Source organism: Aquimarina spongiae, from assembly GCF_900141785.1.
In the GTDB taxonomy this organism is placed as follows: domain Bacteria; phylum Bacteroidota; class Bacteroidia; order Flavobacteriales; family Flavobacteriaceae; genus Aquimarina; species Aquimarina spongiae.
In genome coordinates this window covers 823,161-839,179 of sequence record NZ_FQYP01000001.1, presented here as the reverse complement: position 1 = coordinate 839,179, position 16,019 = coordinate 823,161, and the positions used below count along the sequence as shown (strand labels likewise).

Below are 16,019 nucleotides of genomic sequence, written 5' to 3'. Positions count from 1 at the left end.
TTTATGATCTGTTTTTATTTTCCAAATAATCCACCTAGTAGACCACCAAGTCCGCCTTTCTTGCTACCGCTACCGCTTAATAACATACCTGCTACATCATCAAGAATACTTCCGTCTCCATCTGCATCAAGAAAAGATTCTATTAATGATTGTTGCTTAGATCCAGCACCACCACCAGACATATTACCTAGCATACCTAGTAATCCGTTTGCATCGCTTACATTACTTTGAGAAGCTTGCTTACCTAGCACGCCCATCAAAATTGGAGCTGCGACCTTCAGAATTTGTGCAACAGAACCTGCATCCATTCCAGATTTTTGGCTTAATGCATTTTCAACTGCTGGTTGTTTACCTCCAAGGATATGTCCTAATATTCCTGCACCATCATCAGAAACGCTCTGATCAACACCACCTTCAAATAAACCTCCTAGGTTGTCCAAAATTCCTCCAGTGTGCTTTCCTGATAAAGCATTAAGTAAACCAGAAGCTCCCTCTGGAGTAGAAGCGTTACGTTGCATTGCGCCCATAAGTACTGGCATAGCCATACTTAACAAATCCCCTGTTTTATTAGCAGGTTGCCCGGTTTGAGAACTTACACCGTTAATGATTTGTCTGCCCATTGGGCTATCTAAAAGATCTAGAATTCCTGACATAGTAGTTTAGTTTTTATTAATGATAACTAAAATTACATCTTTTCTATGTAGAATTAAAAATATGCTACTACTTTATTTTGTCTACAATTCGACGAAAGACATATTTCAAGGATGAAAGAATAAAAAACGCCATTCCCGTAAAGAAATGGCGTTTTTAATATTACTTTTTACCTTATTATTTCAATATAGAAATAATCTGATCTGCAAGTTCTACTCCGATACGATCTTGAGCTTCACCAGTAGCAGCTCCGATATGCGGAGTTAAAGAGATTTTGCTGTTCATTAGTACCTTGATGGCAGGGCTAGGCTCATTTTCGAATACATCAAGTCCTGCAAAGCCTAATTTTCCTTTTTCTAAAGCTTCAACCAATGCAACTTCGTCTACCACGCCACCTCGGGCAGCATTTACAAGTCCAGCACCATCTTTCATTTGCGCGATTTCAGTTTTTCCGATCACATATTCCTTTTGTGCAGGTACGTGAAGAGTAAAGAAGTCTGCATTTTTAAGTACTTCTTCTTTGGATACGGTTTTGATTTTAAAGTTTGCTGATTGTCCATCAAAGAATTCCAATGGGATATCTACTTCTTCAATAAATGGATCAAAGGCTATTACTTTCATTCCAACACCGATTGCAATTTTGGCAGTAGCTTGTCCTATTCGTCCAATTCCGATGATACCAAGAGTTTTTCCTCTAAGCTCAATTCCTCCACCATAAGATTTCTTAAGATTTTTGAATTTGCTATCGCCTTCTAACGGCATATTTCTATTGGAGTCATGTAAAAAACGAACTCCACCATACAAATGTGCAAAAACCAATTCTGCAACCGAACCAGAAGAGGCTGCAGGGGTATTGATCACATGTAATCCTTTTTCTCTAGCATAGGCAACATCAATATTATCCATACCAACACCACCACGTCCAATGATTTTTAGCGAAGGACAGTTGTCGATAATATCAGTTCTTACTTTGGTGGCACTTCTTACTAATAAAACGGAAATTTCGTTATCATTAATATAATCCACCAACTGGTCTTGAGCGACGGTCGTAGTTAATACTTCGAACCCTACTTTTTCGAGGGCATTAATACCACTTTGTGATACTCCGTCGTTTGCTAATACTTTCATTATTAATTTTTAAGTTTTAAATGTTGGTTTTATGCTTTTCTTTCTAAATCGCCCATTACGTCTACCAATGCGGCTACACTTTCTATAGTCATCGCATTGTACATACTAGCACGATATCCGCCTACACTACGGTGCCCGTTAACACCGTTAATTCCAGCTTCTTTCCACATGGCATCAAATGTTTCTTTTAGGTCTTCATTCACCAGTGTAAAAGTGGCATTCATTACAGAGCGATCTTCTTTGGCAGCAAATCCTTTGAATAATGGATTTACATCTATTTCAGAATAAATAAGATTGGCCTTTTTCTCATTCAGCTCTTCGATAGTAGCCAATCCTCCTAGCTTTTTTAGCCATCGTAAGGTGAGCATAGAAGTGTACACTGCAAAAACAGGAGGTGTGTTAAACATACTTGCTTTACCAAGATGTACTTGGTAATCAAGCATTGATGGGATTTGTCTGTTGATTTTTCCTAAGATATCCTCTTTTATCACTACTAGTGTAGTTCCTGCAGGTCCCATATTCTTTTGGGCTCCAGCATATATTAATGAGAACTTAGAAAAGTCCATTTGTCTAGAGAAGATATCACTACTCATGTCACAAATTAAAGGTGCATTCGATTTTGGAAAATCCTTGATTTGTGTTCCAAAAATAGTGTTATTACTTGTACAGTGTACATAATCCAAATCCTCGGGCACTTCATAACCTTTAGGGATATAGTTAAAATTAGCATCTTTTGAAGAAGCAAGTTCTATCACATCTCCAAAAAGTTTTGCTTCTTTGATCGCTTTATCACTCCAACTACCAGTGTTGATATATCCCGCTTTATTTTGCAGTAAATTATAGGCTACCATTAAGAATTGAGTACTCGCTCCTCCTTGTAAGAAAAGTGCTTTATATCCTTTTCCTTCAAGGCCCAGTAATTCTAAAGCCAGGCTGCGGGCCTCTTCCATAATATCAACAAAATCTTTGCTACGATGGGAGATCTCGATTACCGAAAGGCCAGAGTTATTGTAATCTAAAATGGCTTGTGATGCTTCTTTAAAAACTTCTTCGGGTAAGATACATGGTCCTGCGCTAAAATTATGCTTCTTCATCGTAATTTTTGTTATGATTTATTATTCCAAATTTCGTCTTGAGTTTTGTTTCAAATAAGATTGAAAAAAACACCACAAAGGTGCTAATAATCTTATACAAATGCATTATTAAAATGATAAATTATTTAGTTAATTTTTGTCAAAAATTCAATAATGTCAACACCATCAGCATAATCTCCAAGACCAGGACTTTGAGTTTGTCCAAAATCAACAGTTTTTTGGGTTTTGTTTGCGCCTACAATGCATTGTATTTTATCATTATCTTCTTTTAGAATTTGTGAGATTTCTTCATCCGATCCATACTTTTGATAAAATAGTGTTGCAATAGGAGAGGAGTAACTAGGATCTTCTTTCATCATCAAAAATCCATTATCAAACAATTTGTAGTTACTCATTAGATAAACCGCTTTGTTATAATCGTAGTTATTGGCATACTTTTGACTATCAATAATTGCATGATATCCGTACAAAGCATTAAAAAGTGTATCAAAATTATAGTCTTCAGGGACATATATTTTAGAAACATTGCGGCATCCCAAACCGTAGTAAGTAAAAATATCTTTTCCTAAGGCTTCCAACTGTTCTTCGGTCTCTTCACCAGTAAGAACGGCTACAGAATTTCTGTTTTTTCTAATGATGTGGGGTACCTTGCCAAAATAATGTTCAAAATACCTCGATGTATTATTACTTCCGGTAGCGATAATAGCATCATAATCAGAAAACTGTTCTGTAGTGAAAGAAATGTATTCTTTAAACCGAGGTTCTATTGCAATCAAATAAGAAGCAAGAAATGGGAGTAGTTGATTGTCATTTGTGGATTGCTTGATCAGTATTTTATGACCAGAAATCAAAACACAAAGAAAATCATGAAAACCGACCAAAGGGATATTTCCTGCCATAATTACTCCGATAGTTTTTGGAGTCATATTGGATAGCTCATAAGCAGATAACCACTGCTTTAGATTTGTTTCGGTTAATGCGTTACTCCATTCATCAACAGCAAAAAGGACGTTTTCCTTGGTAAACCACCCGTTGTAATGCTTTGCGCTTTCAATTTTTTGGATCATTTCATCAAAAAATGAATCATCGGCATGATAGGTATTAACTTTCTCATAACCAGTAGATTTAAATTGACTTAGAAACTCTCCGAGTTTTGCAAAAGCGTTAATTCGATCATTTAATACCATCTCTTATTTGTTTATCACTAGTTTAGGAGTTATTTTTGTGTTGCAAATTTAGAATAAAAAAGAGCTATGGCAATTATAATAACAGATGAATGTATAAACTGTGGTGCATGTGAGCCAGAGTGTCCAAATACAGCAATATATGAAGGCGCAGACGATTGGAGATATTCTGATGGAACCGATCTAGACGGAGACGTAGTTTTGCCTGGAGGGAAAGCGGTGAATGCTGATGAAGCACAGGAACCAGTTAGCGATGAGATCTACTATATAGTCCCTGATAAATGTACAGAATGTAAAGGTTTCCATGAGGAACCACAGTGTGCGGCGGTATGTCCAGTGGATTGTTGTGTGCCAGATGAAGATGTGGTAGAAACAGAAGAATTCTTATTACAGAAACAAGCATTTATGCATAAAGAATAATACTTCAATATGATGCATATCCTATAACCTGTCTCTTAAAGGCAGGTTTTTTTATGGCTGTTCTTTAAATTTTAGTATTTTCGTCGCTAAGTACAACCTCAAGTCAAAACCATAGTTATGAAAAAAATCGTTTTCTTTTTATTAGTGTTAGGATGCACTACCTCTTTTTATGGACAATACCGCTGGGAAATATCCGGTGGAGCCACTTTTTCTAAATTAAACCTAGATAATATCGATAGCAGCACGGGCACAGGATTCTTTTTGAATGCCGGTTATGGGTATGTTATGGGAGTAAGAGCTAGAACCAGTATTGTTTTTTCTTTGGAAATTTTACAGAGAAGTAGTGAGTTAGATCTTACTTCTGGGAGTTTTCCTGGTGTAAGTATTCCTGGTAGCAATGCAAGTGTAGATGTAAAAGCTTTGCAAATCGGATTTAATCCAAAATTTCGATACCTTACTGGAGAGGGTAAAGATCGTTTCAGAGGATTTGTTAATGTAGGTCCGTCTTTTAGAGTAAATACTAATTTTGAAATAGGAGGAGAAGAGTTGGAAGATGATGCCTATGAAAAGTTAGTTATTGGTGGGGTATACGGTATCGGATTCTCGCAAATGGTTGGTGAGATGTTTGATATCATGGCAGAAGTAGGGGCTATGAATGACTTTGTAGACAATATTACAGATACCGATAGTAAGTTTTTTGATTTCTATGCACGAGTAGGGGTTCGTTTCAGAATCTATGATGCTAGACGATAAAGAATAATAATGACATCTTAAAAAATATTCAGAATCCCGCTTCGGCGGGATTTTTCTTATTCTTTTTTGTTTAAATTTTTGTAAATTAGGTCATTACAAAAGTTTTTTTGGGATGTTTAGTTGGGTATACATATTACTTGCCGTTGTTGTGATCTATATCATTATTAGTGTTGCACTATATTATCTGCAGGAGTATTTCATTTTCAAGCCAGAAAAATTAGACAAAGATTTCGAGTTTTATTACAACAACCAAACTGTAGAAGAATATAACCTAAAGACAAGAGATGGTGCCATTATTAATGGGTTACATTTCAAGGTAGAAAAACCCAAAGGTGTGGTGTTATACCTTAAAGGAAATTCTAAAAGTATAAAGGGTTGGGGGAAATTTGCCGTAGATTTTACCAGACATGGTTATGAAGTAGTGATGTTGGATTATAGAGGGTTTGGTAAAAGTACTGGAAGACGCTCTTTTAAAGCGTTAAAACGTGATCTTCAATTTGTCTACAATAAGATTAAGGAAAAAGTAAATGAGAAATATATCATTCTATATGGCCGTTCGATGGGGTCAGGGTTTGCAGCCAAACTAGCTTCTATCAATAATCCCAAAATGTTGATTCTGGATGCGCCGTATTATAGTTTGACCAAAGTGGCTGCCAAATTTATTCCTTTTATGCCTGTATCTTTGATCATGAGGTACCCCATACCAACGTACAAGTGGCTGAAATATGTAAATTGCCCTATACATATCATTCATGGGACGCATGATAAGTTAATTCCCTTTAAATCCAGCGTAAAATTATCCAAGATTCGTCCTAAACTTACCAGATTGTATACTGTTATTGGAGGAGGGCACAAAAATTTGAATAATTTTGAATCATACCATAGAATGTTGGGTGAAATCATTAATTCCAGAATGAAAAGAATTAATTTCTCCGAAACTAGTATTGGAGTTAATCATTCTTCAAAACAAGTTAATGCGTAGACTGAGAACCATATTTTATTGGCTGGTGGGTTTCTATGCTGTCCTGATATTGCTACTATATCTTTTTCAGGAAAAAATTCTATTTCATCCAGAAGTATTACCCAAAGATTTTGTTTTTGAATTTGATCATGTATTTGAGGAAGTTTATCTACCTTCTGAAGATGGAGCAGAACTTCATGGAATTCATTTTAAAAACCAAAATCCAAAGGGTGTAATTCTATATTTTCATGGTAATAGTGGGAGTCTTCGTCGCTGGGGAGAACTCACCACCTTTTTTGTGGAAAAAAATTATGATGTGGTAATTATGGATTATCGCGGGTATGGCAAAAGTACTGGAGCTTTAACTGAACAGCGATTATATGACGATGCACAACTATTTTATGAGTATGTCCTAAAACAGTTTTCGGAAAATGAAATCATTGTATACGGGAGGTCATTGGGGACAGGAGTAGCGATTAAAGTAGCTGCAGATAATAAACCTGAACGACTGGTATTAGAAACTCCATACTACAGCATACAGGAGATAGCTGAGACAAAGTTCCCATTCATTCCTACTTCGAGCATTCTAAAATATCGAATCCCATCTCATGAGATGATTCAAGATGTACGTTGTGCAATTACGATTTACCATGGAACTAATGATCAGGTAGTGCCTTTTCCATCCGGAAAGCGATTATATGAAAGCATACTCAACAAAAATAAAAAGTTTATTGTGGTACCCGACGGATCCCACAATAATCTAATTTTATATCAAGAGTACTTATCTACTATCGATAGTGCATTAGGAAACTAAGAGATAGGTCCTAAAAGTTATTCAACGCATCTCTATATTCTCTCAAATCAGAGATGTTCATTTTGTTATTTAAACTTTTGGTAAGCGACACAAGATATTTTAGACTTTCTACGGGATCAGATCCGGCTGTACTCTCGTTAGCAGCTTCTTCATCTTCTATAGGTTCGTCATCTGGGATGGGAACCAGAAAAGAATTATGCTCCTCGATATGTTCGTAGGTGTATCTAAGTACTTTTACTACCAAAGGTACCTCTTCCTGTAATGCATACTCTCTAAGCGACTTTAGATCTTCAATAAGAGCATCTGAATTGATTCCGGTATTATCAAGATCTGCAACAATCTTGTCTACTAATTTGATGGCTTTTTTATTTTCCAATGATATTAATTATATGATGGTTAATTAAATTATCACTGCAAATTTAATTTTTTCCTGAACTTTTGAAACCACTAAACCAGTATTTTATTCAAACATTACAATTATTTTTCTGTTTACGATAATTTAACAATAAACGGGTTTTTTGTGTATACTATTGATTGTCAGTTGTTTAAACTATTTTATTTTAACAAATACTAGTATTCCTGCTAAAGTTTGAGGTAAAACCGTAACCGTTTATACCCCAAACCTCTTTATCTTTGAAAAGTATTCCAATTACAATTTTTCCCTTACTTTTTTTGTTTTCCCCAACACTTACCTCCTTAGTCCTAAGGAGGTAAGTTCTTCTTTATACCTATCGGTTTTAAAAAAGTTTTACGATTTGGTCTTTATCTTCGGCCTTGATAGTGACCAAAAGTTTTCTAAATCCAAGCGAATTAACCTTGTATACTTTGGTACCTGTTGTCCAGTTTTCTTTTCTTACCGAACCTGGCATCATTGGAAAACCGTATCCGAACTTAGAACCATCAGGTTTTGGTCCAACAACAAAAAAGTTATTTCTAGAGAATGAGTTATTCTTAATTTTGAAATTGATGTATTCGATAGAAGCATCTTTCTTAATACTAGATTTTGCAATCATTCGTTTACTATCTCCTTTCAAGATTTTTGGGGTATTGGTTACGATTAACTTTGCATTGTCATTTAGATCAGAATCCAGGCTGTTCATCACATTTACCTTGGCCCTTCCCCAACTCCAAATTTGGATAGTTGCGTTTTCTGCGATAAGGCCCGACGCATCTACAGTACCTACTTCGTTTCCGATACGTAGCTCTTGAGTTTTACCCTCTACTATTATTTTACCTACCAATGCCATTAATCGTATCTCTTGAGTATTCAGGTTAATGATTTTGGTGGTATCATGGGTTCCTTGCTCTACAGCTTTTAGTCCAGGAGCACCAATAATGATTTTGGCTTTCTTTGTAGGTTGAATCCATTCTAGTTGTCCTATAGATAACACACCATCTACAACTTCTTTATCGATGTTTTGGAATAGATTGTTGTCTGTGGTAATAGTTAGCGATTCTTCTTGGGCAGTATCGATCAATACATCAGCATAAAAGTTGATCTTAATTGTATGTACATTGTTGATATCAAATTTTTTAGTTTCGATGATTCCGTTACCCTTTATTTGAGTATATCCAACGCATCCCATAAGGAAAAATAAAAATGTTAGTGTTCTCATGATATTTTGATTTTGAATTATTGTTTTTTTAGATGAAATGAATATGAGTAGATACTTTAGTCTTGTTTCGGAACCATTGCCGAGAGAGTAGATAATCCAGACCGAACCTGCCAGAACCTAATATGAGATGATACATAGAAAGCCATAAGAACCCCATGGCAGGAAGCATTCCCCAAAGACCATCGTCCCATTTTTGAAAGAATATGGCAACCAGCATGGTACACATGATAAAGAATGATGCAACTCTTGTTTTTAAGCCAAGAGCAAGAAATACTCCACCTATAGCTTCGCTAGCAGCACCTATCCATGCAAAAAATACAGGGAACATGGCAAAAATACCTCCGTATGCCGCGATATCTTCAGGAAACCAATCTACTACTTCGAATAAACCTAGTTCTGGAGACCCTTCAGGACTCCAGGGTACTCCAAATTTACTACCACCAAAATTGATGGCTAGGGCAAGCCCACAGATTACTCTGGGCATAGCAAAAGCCAGATCGATTGACCAATGTTTCATTAAGGTAGGCGTGATTATCGTTTTAAGTACTTTTTTCATTGTTTTAGATTTTGATGATTGAACAGTTCAAAAGTCCAAAACCTCAATGATACCCACGCCTCATAACAAAATAAGACGGCTCAAATTATGATTTGAGCCGTCTTATTCTTTTGAGACTTCGTCTGTAACCCCTTATTTTTTCTTGGCTAAGAGAACAATGTTTTCATCAGTGCTTAGTGTTACTTTACCATCGGTAACTTTTGCTTCTATACCTGAATAATGATCGATTACCGCAGTTCCTTCGGCAAAAAGGGTATTGGTCATCAACGTTTTTTCCCCTTTTGGAAGTTCTAACCCTACAACAACCATATCCGAAATGCCATTTTGTTTATACGTTCTCGAAAACACATATGGAGCATTCGAGATCATTTTGTGTTTACCGGCACCTACTGAAGGATGCTCTTTTCTGAACGTTCCCAGTTTTTGCCAGTGAGTTAATAAAGATTTTGTTGCTTCATCTTCCATGGCATCCCAGTTCATATTAGAGCGTAAAGTAGCATCACCTTCGGTTTCTTCAATGATTAACGATCTTGCCGTTTCATCTCCATAATATATTTGAGAGATTCCTGGAGTAAGCAAAAGTTTGGTTGCCGATTCGTAGGTTTTACTTCTTTCCTTATCAAATGGATCACCATCGTCATGAGAACTGATATAGTTCATGACACCTTTCCCGATCAAGCTAGTGCTTAATATTGTGCTATACTTGCTGAAAAGCGTTTCATAATCCAATTGTTTGGCATCATACTTAAACTGAAAATTAATCATGTTATCAAAACCATGAGCGAAATAATCTACTTTCTTATCTCCAAAATCATAATATCGTTTGCTATCAATTCCATAGCCATATAATTCTCCAAGGATATAAAATTCATTATCGTCCAATACTTCATTAGGGTGTTTTGATTTCCATTCGGCAAACGCAACTTTGGCTTGTTCTTCCAGCGCCTTCCAAGCATCTTCTTCAACATGTTTTACCGTATCTACGCGATATCCGTCAATTCCTAACTCACGCACGTAATCCGTAAGCCATTTAATAATATAGTTTTTAGGAGATCGTTTTAACCCGGTTTTGGTAAAAAAGATATCTAATTCAGCTAATTCTATCTCTAATCTGCCTTCAGAAGTCCATTTGTCAATCAGTGCTTTAGGTAATTCTACTTCCTCATTACTTTCCGTTTTTACATCGGGTAAATTCTTTACTAGTGTGCATACCGTAGCACTGTTATAGTCTTTATAGGTACATTGTGGTTCTGTACGTACCCAATTATCTGGCCATACAGGATCTTTATCGGTTACGGGCCCTGTGTGGTTCAGAACAACATCCATCAAAATTCGAATACCATTATTATGTGCTATTTTAACCAATTGTTTCAAATCATTGTAAGTGCCATAATTGGGATCAATTTTGGTCCAGTCTTTGGCCCAATAGCCATGAAAAGCATATGTGTTTCCGGTACCTTCGTCCACACTATCATGGATTTGTTCTACCACTGGAGTAAACCAAATGGCATTGATGCCTAAGTCTTTGAAATATCCTTCTTCTATTTTTTGAATAATCCCTTTGATGTCTCCTCCCTGAAACCCTCTTAGTTTTCCGGTCTCTTTGGTTCTTTCTAATACAACATCGTTTTCTGTGTCTCCATTATTAAAACGATCGGTTAGGAGGAAGTAGACGTTTGCACCTTCCCAAATGAAAGGTTCTGATTTCTTTTTAGTAGTAGATGCCGTATCCGAAACATTTTCTTGTTCCTTTTTTTCTTTTTTGGAATCGCTTTTGCACGCAAAAAGAACGCACATCAGCGCAAACAAAGTGATTCTTGCAAAATTATTCATAAGTTCTAGGTGGTTTAAAACGCTAATCTATAAAAACTCTTACAAAAATCGGTAGAAGATGAATTGCGATATTGATAAAAATGAAAATAGCAATTACAGATGTTGCATGGCGTATTCTGATGGAGAAGAATTGGTCAATTTTTTAAATACCCGGTTAAATGTTGCTTTACTATTAAAACCGCATTCATGGGCAATTCCTAACAAGGATAGTTGTTTTTGTTTTCCTTCCTTAAGCATATCCTGTACTGCTTTTACTCTATATCCGTTGATAAAATCGTTGAAGTTTTTTTGAAAACCGCTGTTTATAGTTTCAGAAAGAACAGGAACACTTATCTTTAGCATTTTAGATAGTTCCTTCAAATTCAAATCTGGATTCAAAAAGGGCTTTTCGTCATTCATAAACTGCTCGAGTTTGGTTTTATTTTCCAGAATGTTATTGTCTTTGGGAGCGTCGGGAGTTTTTTTCTCGGAAGATGGAACGACCTCAAAATTCAAATTCTTGAGCGTATTGGTATCCGTAAAATACCCTTTTATGCCAATATAAATAATCGCCAAAGCCGAGAAGAACTGATACCACCATCGTTGGGTCCAGTGCAGGTCAACAATCAAATCTCCAATCACACCTTCAAAAATGCTGTATAAAAAAAGAAAAGAGTAGATGAACAAAAAGTTACGTATCCAATTGAGTTCTAGCGCGTAGGTATTCGAAAAGAAATGTTGAATTTTCTTTTTATAGGCATAGTATAGTTGTAGCGTAAAGGTCAAGTACAATAGCATTTGCAGACTTTCTACAATCCCAACTAATGGTTGAACGTACTTTTCATCCAGATGTATTTTTAAGTATCCATTTTGAGTTTCATCAAAACCTGGTAAGGAGGCATCGTAAACAAAAATGGATATTTTATAAATCACAAAAAGGCTAACAGGGACAAAATGAAAAAAATCTTTCTTCTTAAATCTAAAATTTGAAGTAGTAATGGACTTTACATAAAAATATAATAAAGGCCCTACAGCCAGACTAAGTGCAATCAGCCAGTAATTGATTTTGGTATTTCGATAGGTGTCATACCACTCCATAAAACCAATAGTATAGGTAGTTCTATGATATCCTGTTATGAAAATAAGTAGCGCTAAGAGTAATGCAGGAAGATATTTTTGATTAAAATATCGCATCAAAAGCAATACTGCAAAGACATAGGCTTGTAACACTAATAGCAAAAGTGGTGTGCTGTACAGATTAAAAGAAGGAAATTCAAAAAATAGGATCTGCTGCATACTGCTAATTTAAAGAATTGAAAATTTAATTTTTGTTTTTTTTTAAATGAAAATGATGTTCCTTTGACATCTAAATGATTACCATGAGCAAACTAAAAGCCTGGATTTCGGCAGCTAGACTTAGAACACTTCCTTTATCCGTTTCAGGAATTATTGCCGGATCGGCTATGTTTAATAATGTTGTATTGAATTCTTATGATAGTGATAAAGAGGTAATCGGTAATCTGGAAGGAGCAGCTCCTTTTTATGCTACGCTTATATTTTGGTTGGCTATTGCCACCACATTAGGTCTGCAAATCTTATCAAATTTTGCCAATGATTATGGAGATGGAGTAAAAGGAACAGATAATAAAGATCGGGTAGGACCAGAAAGAGCCATCCAAAGTGGAGCAATTACCAAAAAAGCAATGTTTACAGGGATAGTGTGTACAACAGTTGTAACATTATGTATGGCTATTGCTTTAATTTATGTGTCTTTTGGGAAAGAAAACTTCTTTTACTCTTTGTTCTTTTTTGTATTAGGTATAGGAGCCATCGTTGCGGCTATAAAATATACTGTTGGTAATTCTGCATATGGCTATAGAGGTTTGGGAGATGTATTTGTTTTTATTTTCTTTGGGTTGGTAAGTGTAGTAGGATGCTACTTCTTATTTACCAAACAATTGAATGGTCTGGTATTTTTACCTGCGATCACTATTGGTTTGTTGAGTACTGCAGTACTGAACCTAAATAATATGCGTGATTTTCAAAATGATCAAAAAGTAGGAAAGAACACCTTGGTGGTTAAGCTGGGAATTGACAAAGCCAGGCGATATCATTTTACAATTATAGGTATTGCTATGATTGCCATGCTCATATTCTTATGGAGAACCTATCAAGACATAAATGATACGTTGTTTCTTATTGCTTTCGTTCCCCTAACGATTCATTTAATAAAAGTATACAAGACTGCTAATACCGAATTATTGGATCCTGAGTTAAAAAAAGTGGCATTATCTACTTTTTTACTGGCGTTGCTATTTAGTCTGGGACAGATTTTATAATTTCAGCAACACAAATCATCAAAAATGCATACTCATGAAAATTACCTTTTACGGTCATAATACACTATTGATAGAGGTTGAAGATATCAATGTCTTGGTAGATCCTTTTATTACTGGTAATCCTTTGACAAAAGATAAGATTGATATCACCACAATCAAGGCAGATTATATTTTACTCACACACGCACATCAAGATCATGTTTTGGACGCCGAAGCAATGGCTAGGCAAAATGAAGCAACTATTATTTCTAATTACGAGATTGCGATGTACTATCAAGCAAAAGGAATTGAAGTACATCCTATGAATCATGGCGGTAGTTGGAATTTTGATTTTGGTAAAATAAAGTACGTAAACGCTATTCACACCAGCAGTTTTGCTGATGGCACCTATGGAGGACAACCAGGAGGTTTCATTATAGAAGGAGAACATAAGACCATTTATATTGCCGGAGATACGGCACTAACCATGGATATGAAGCTGATCCCAATGTCTCATACTCTGGATCTCGCGATTTTACCTATTGGCGATAATTTTACAATGGGAGTTGATGATGCGATCCTTGCTAGTGAGTTTGTAGAATGTGATAAGGTTTTGGGGGTTCATTATGATACCTTTGGATACATAGAGATCGATCATGAAGAAGCGAAACGTAAGTTTTTTGATAAAAACAAGGATCTAATGTTCTTGGAGATAGGAGCTAGTATTGATTTGTAAATGAAAGCAACGTACCATAAATATATTTTAGACTTTAAGAGGCCTAGTGGTACTTCTCGAGGAGTCTTAAAGCAGAAAGAGACCTGGTTTATTGTCCTTTCGGATAACAATAAAAAGGGCATAGGAGAGTGTGGTATTCTAAGAACATTATGTATTGATGATCGTCCAGACTACGAGGACAAATTAAAATGGGTATGCAATAATATCCACTTGGGATTAGATCAATTACTAGAGGAGATGCGCGAGTTTCCGAGTATACAGTTTGGGTTAGAAATAGCATTTAGATCTTTGGAAAGTGAGCATCCATTTTTATTGTTTCCTTCAGATTTTACAGAGGGGAAACAAAATATACCAATAAATGGTTTGATCTGGATGGGGGATAAGGAATTTATGGAAACTCAAATTAATGAAAAGCTACATACTGGTTTTGATTGCATTAAGATGAAAATCGGAGCCATTGATTTTGAAACAGAACTGGAGTTGTTATCTTTTATAAGGTCGAAATACAATCCAGATGTTATTGAACTGCGTGTAGATGCCAACGGAGCTTTCTCTCCGGAGGAAGCTATGCATAAATTAGAACGTCTTTCAGCATTAGAATTACACAGTATTGAACAACCTATCAGACAGGGCCAATATGAGGCAATGAAGCGATTATGTAAAACTACTCCTTTGCCAATAGCTCTGGACGAAGAATTAATCGGAGTTTTTGATGTAACAGAAAAGCAAAAACTGCTACAAACTATACGACCACAATATATTATTCTAAAACCAAGTTTAATAGGTGGTATTAAAGGAACAAATGAGTGGATCCAAATAGCAGAAAGTTTGGGGATAGGGTGGTGGATTACTAGTGCTCTGGAGAGTAATATTGGTCTCAATGCCATTGCACAATACACCTTTACCCTGAATAGTACAATGCCTCAAGGACTAGGAACAGGAAGTTTGTTTACCAATAATTTCGAAGCTCCGCTGCTGGTTACAAAAGGAGAATTGAAATACGAAAAGAATATCGAATGGGTAGTAGAATACCTAAATGAGAATCATTAAATATGTATATAGAACAAGGAAAAAAAGGAAATTTGGGGATGTGGAAATATCTCCCTTTGCCGCTAGGTTTTTTCGGACTTATGGGGCTTAACTATTTGGTTACTTTATTGATGGATATCGACTCTGATACAGTGATCAAACAACAAATTGAGATGGTAGGAAAAACAGGGTTGTTTCTTCAGTTAATGATTCCTTTTGTGATCTTTTTGGTTGGGTTATTACTTTGGGTCAAGTTTGTACATCAACAGTCTATTCTATCACTTACTACATCCAGAAAAAAAGTGGATTGGAAAAGAATATTTTTCGTATTTGGTTTGATGGCCTCTTTTATTATCATTTCAACAGGAGCCGATTATTATTTTTCTCCAGAAGATTATCAATTAAATTTTGAAGCAACATCCTTCATTAAATTGTTGATATTGGCGATAATCCTGGTGCCTATTCAGACTAGTTTTGAAGAATACATGTTTAGAGGATATTTGATGCAAGGTGTTGGTTTGGCTTCCAAAAAGAGATGGGTTGCCTTAGTCTTCACTTCTATTACTTTTGGACTGTTACATGCAGCAAATCCTGAAGTGGGAACCTTAGGGCCAATTATTATGGTATATTATATAGGTACTGGATTATTTTTAGGAATCATCACCTTGATGGATGAGGGAATGGAGTTAGCATTAGGGTTTCACGCTGCTAATAATTTGATAACTGTGTTGTTGGTTACGGCAGATTGGACAGCACTGCAAACAGATTCTATTTTGATTGATATCTCTGATCCTGGGACCGGATATCAAATATTAATTCCTGTTTTTGTAATTTTCCCATTGTTTCTGTTGATACTTTCTAAAAAGTACAAATGGACAGATTGGAAGGGTAAACTTCTTGGAGAGGTAGATGTAACCCCTATTGCACAAGAGGTAACAAAAGATTAA

The 16,019-nt window shown here is 35.8% G+C and carries 17 protein-coding genes; 8 read left to right on the top strand and 9 right to left on the bottom strand.

The features are described 5' to 3' along the window. Positions 1-14: 14 nt before the first annotated feature. From BUE24_RS03850 to BUE24_RS03835, 4 genes are all read right to left on the bottom strand, one after another. Positions 15-653: a DUF937 domain-containing protein gene (locus BUE24_RS03850; RefSeq protein ID WP_073314071.1), complete on the bottom strand. Its 639-nt coding sequence runs from the start codon at positions 651-653 to the stop codon at positions 15-17. A gap of 175 nt (positions 654-828) precedes the next feature. Further along, on the bottom strand, positions 829-1,779 hold the full coding sequence (locus tag BUE24_RS03845) for a D-2-hydroxyacid dehydrogenase (RefSeq protein ID WP_073314069.1): 951 nt from the start codon (positions 1,777-1,779) through the stop codon (positions 829-831). A gap of 29 nt (positions 1,780-1,808) precedes the next feature. Next, positions 1,809-2,873, bottom strand: coding sequence for a 3-phosphoserine/phosphohydroxythreonine transaminase (gene serC / locus BUE24_RS03840; RefSeq protein ID WP_073314067.1), 1,065 nt, complete (start codon positions 2,871-2,873; stop codon positions 1,809-1,811). A 125-nt stretch (positions 2,874-2,998) separates the two neighbouring features. Then, a complete protein-coding gene (locus BUE24_RS03835; RefSeq protein WP_073314065.1) occupies positions 2,999-4,060 on the bottom strand; it encodes an acyl-CoA reductase in 1,062 nt (353 codons plus the stop codon). 66 nt (positions 4,061-4,126) lie between these two features. Between BUE24_RS03835 and BUE24_RS03830 the strand changes: the two genes are divergently transcribed. The 4 genes from BUE24_RS03830 (at position 4,127) to BUE24_RS03815 (ending at position 7,005) form a co-directional block, all read left to right on the top strand. Further along, a complete protein-coding gene (locus tag BUE24_RS03830; protein WP_073314062.1) occupies positions 4,127-4,477 on the top strand; it encodes a 4Fe-4S dicluster domain-containing protein in 351 nt (116 codons plus the stop codon). Between the two features lie 117 nt (positions 4,478-4,594). Next, entirely contained in the window at positions 4,595-5,230 is a 636-nt protein-coding gene (locus tag BUE24_RS03825) for an outer membrane beta-barrel protein (protein WP_073314060.1), read from the top strand. Between the two features lie 112 nt (positions 5,231-5,342). After that, positions 5,343-6,212 (top strand): alpha/beta hydrolase, encoded by an 870-nt coding sequence (locus BUE24_RS03820; protein WP_073314058.1) that lies wholly within the window; start codon positions 5,343-5,345, stop codon positions 6,210-6,212. Next, positions 6,205-7,005 carry an alpha/beta hydrolase gene (locus tag BUE24_RS03815; RefSeq protein ID WP_073314056.1) on the top strand — a complete coding sequence of 267 codons (801 nt, stop codon included), beginning with the start codon at positions 6,205-6,207 and terminating at the stop codon, positions 7,003-7,005. The genes BUE24_RS03820 and BUE24_RS03815 overlap by 8 nt, the downstream gene beginning before the upstream one ends. Before the next feature lie 10 nt (positions 7,006-7,015). Here BUE24_RS03815 and BUE24_RS03810 read toward each other — a convergent pair whose 3' ends face one another. From BUE24_RS03810 to BUE24_RS03790, 5 genes are all read right to left on the bottom strand, one after another. Continuing rightward, positions 7,016-7,381: a hypothetical protein gene (locus BUE24_RS03810; RefSeq protein WP_073314054.1), complete on the bottom strand. Its 366-nt coding sequence runs from the start codon at positions 7,379-7,381 to the stop codon at positions 7,016-7,018. Between the two features lie 361 nt (positions 7,382-7,742). Then, positions 7,743-8,621, bottom strand: a complete 879-nt coding sequence (locus tag BUE24_RS03805; RefSeq protein ID WP_073314052.1) for a GIN domain-containing protein — start codon at positions 8,619-8,621, stop codon at positions 7,743-7,745. Between the two features lie 28 nt (positions 8,622-8,649). Further along, positions 8,650-9,177 (bottom strand): DoxX family protein, encoded by a 528-nt coding sequence (locus tag BUE24_RS03800; protein WP_073314050.1) that lies wholly within the window; start codon positions 9,175-9,177, stop codon positions 8,650-8,652. 132 nt (positions 9,178-9,309) lie between these two features. Then, positions 9,310-11,010: an alpha-amylase family glycosyl hydrolase gene (locus BUE24_RS03795; protein ID WP_073314048.1), complete on the bottom strand. Its 1,701-nt coding sequence runs from the start codon at positions 11,008-11,010 to the stop codon at positions 9,310-9,312. Between the two features lie 93 nt (positions 11,011-11,103). After that, a complete protein-coding gene (locus tag BUE24_RS03790; RefSeq protein WP_244548110.1) occupies positions 11,104-12,285 on the bottom strand; it encodes a helix-turn-helix domain-containing protein in 1,182 nt (393 codons plus the stop codon). An 83-nt stretch (positions 12,286-12,368) separates the two neighbouring features. Between BUE24_RS03790 and menA the strand changes: the two genes are divergently transcribed. The 4 genes from menA to BUE24_RS03770 are packed head-to-tail and all read left to right on the top strand — an operon-like array spanning position 12,369 to position 16,019. Next, a complete protein-coding gene (gene menA, locus BUE24_RS03785) occupies positions 12,369-13,328 on the top strand; it encodes a 1,4-dihydroxy-2-naphthoate octaprenyltransferase (protein WP_073314452.1) in 960 nt (319 codons plus the stop codon). 34 nt (positions 13,329-13,362) lie between these two features. Continuing rightward, positions 13,363-14,043: a metal-dependent hydrolase gene (locus tag BUE24_RS03780; protein WP_073314046.1), complete on the top strand. Its 681-nt coding sequence runs from the start codon at positions 13,363-13,365 to the stop codon at positions 14,041-14,043. Further along, entirely contained in the window at positions 14,044-15,093 is a 1,050-nt protein-coding gene (locus BUE24_RS03775) for an o-succinylbenzoate synthase (protein WP_073314044.1), read from the top strand. 2 nt (positions 15,094-15,095) lie between these two features. Then, a complete protein-coding gene (locus tag BUE24_RS03770; RefSeq protein WP_073314043.1) occupies positions 15,096-16,019 on the top strand; it encodes a CPBP family intramembrane glutamic endopeptidase in 924 nt (307 codons plus the stop codon).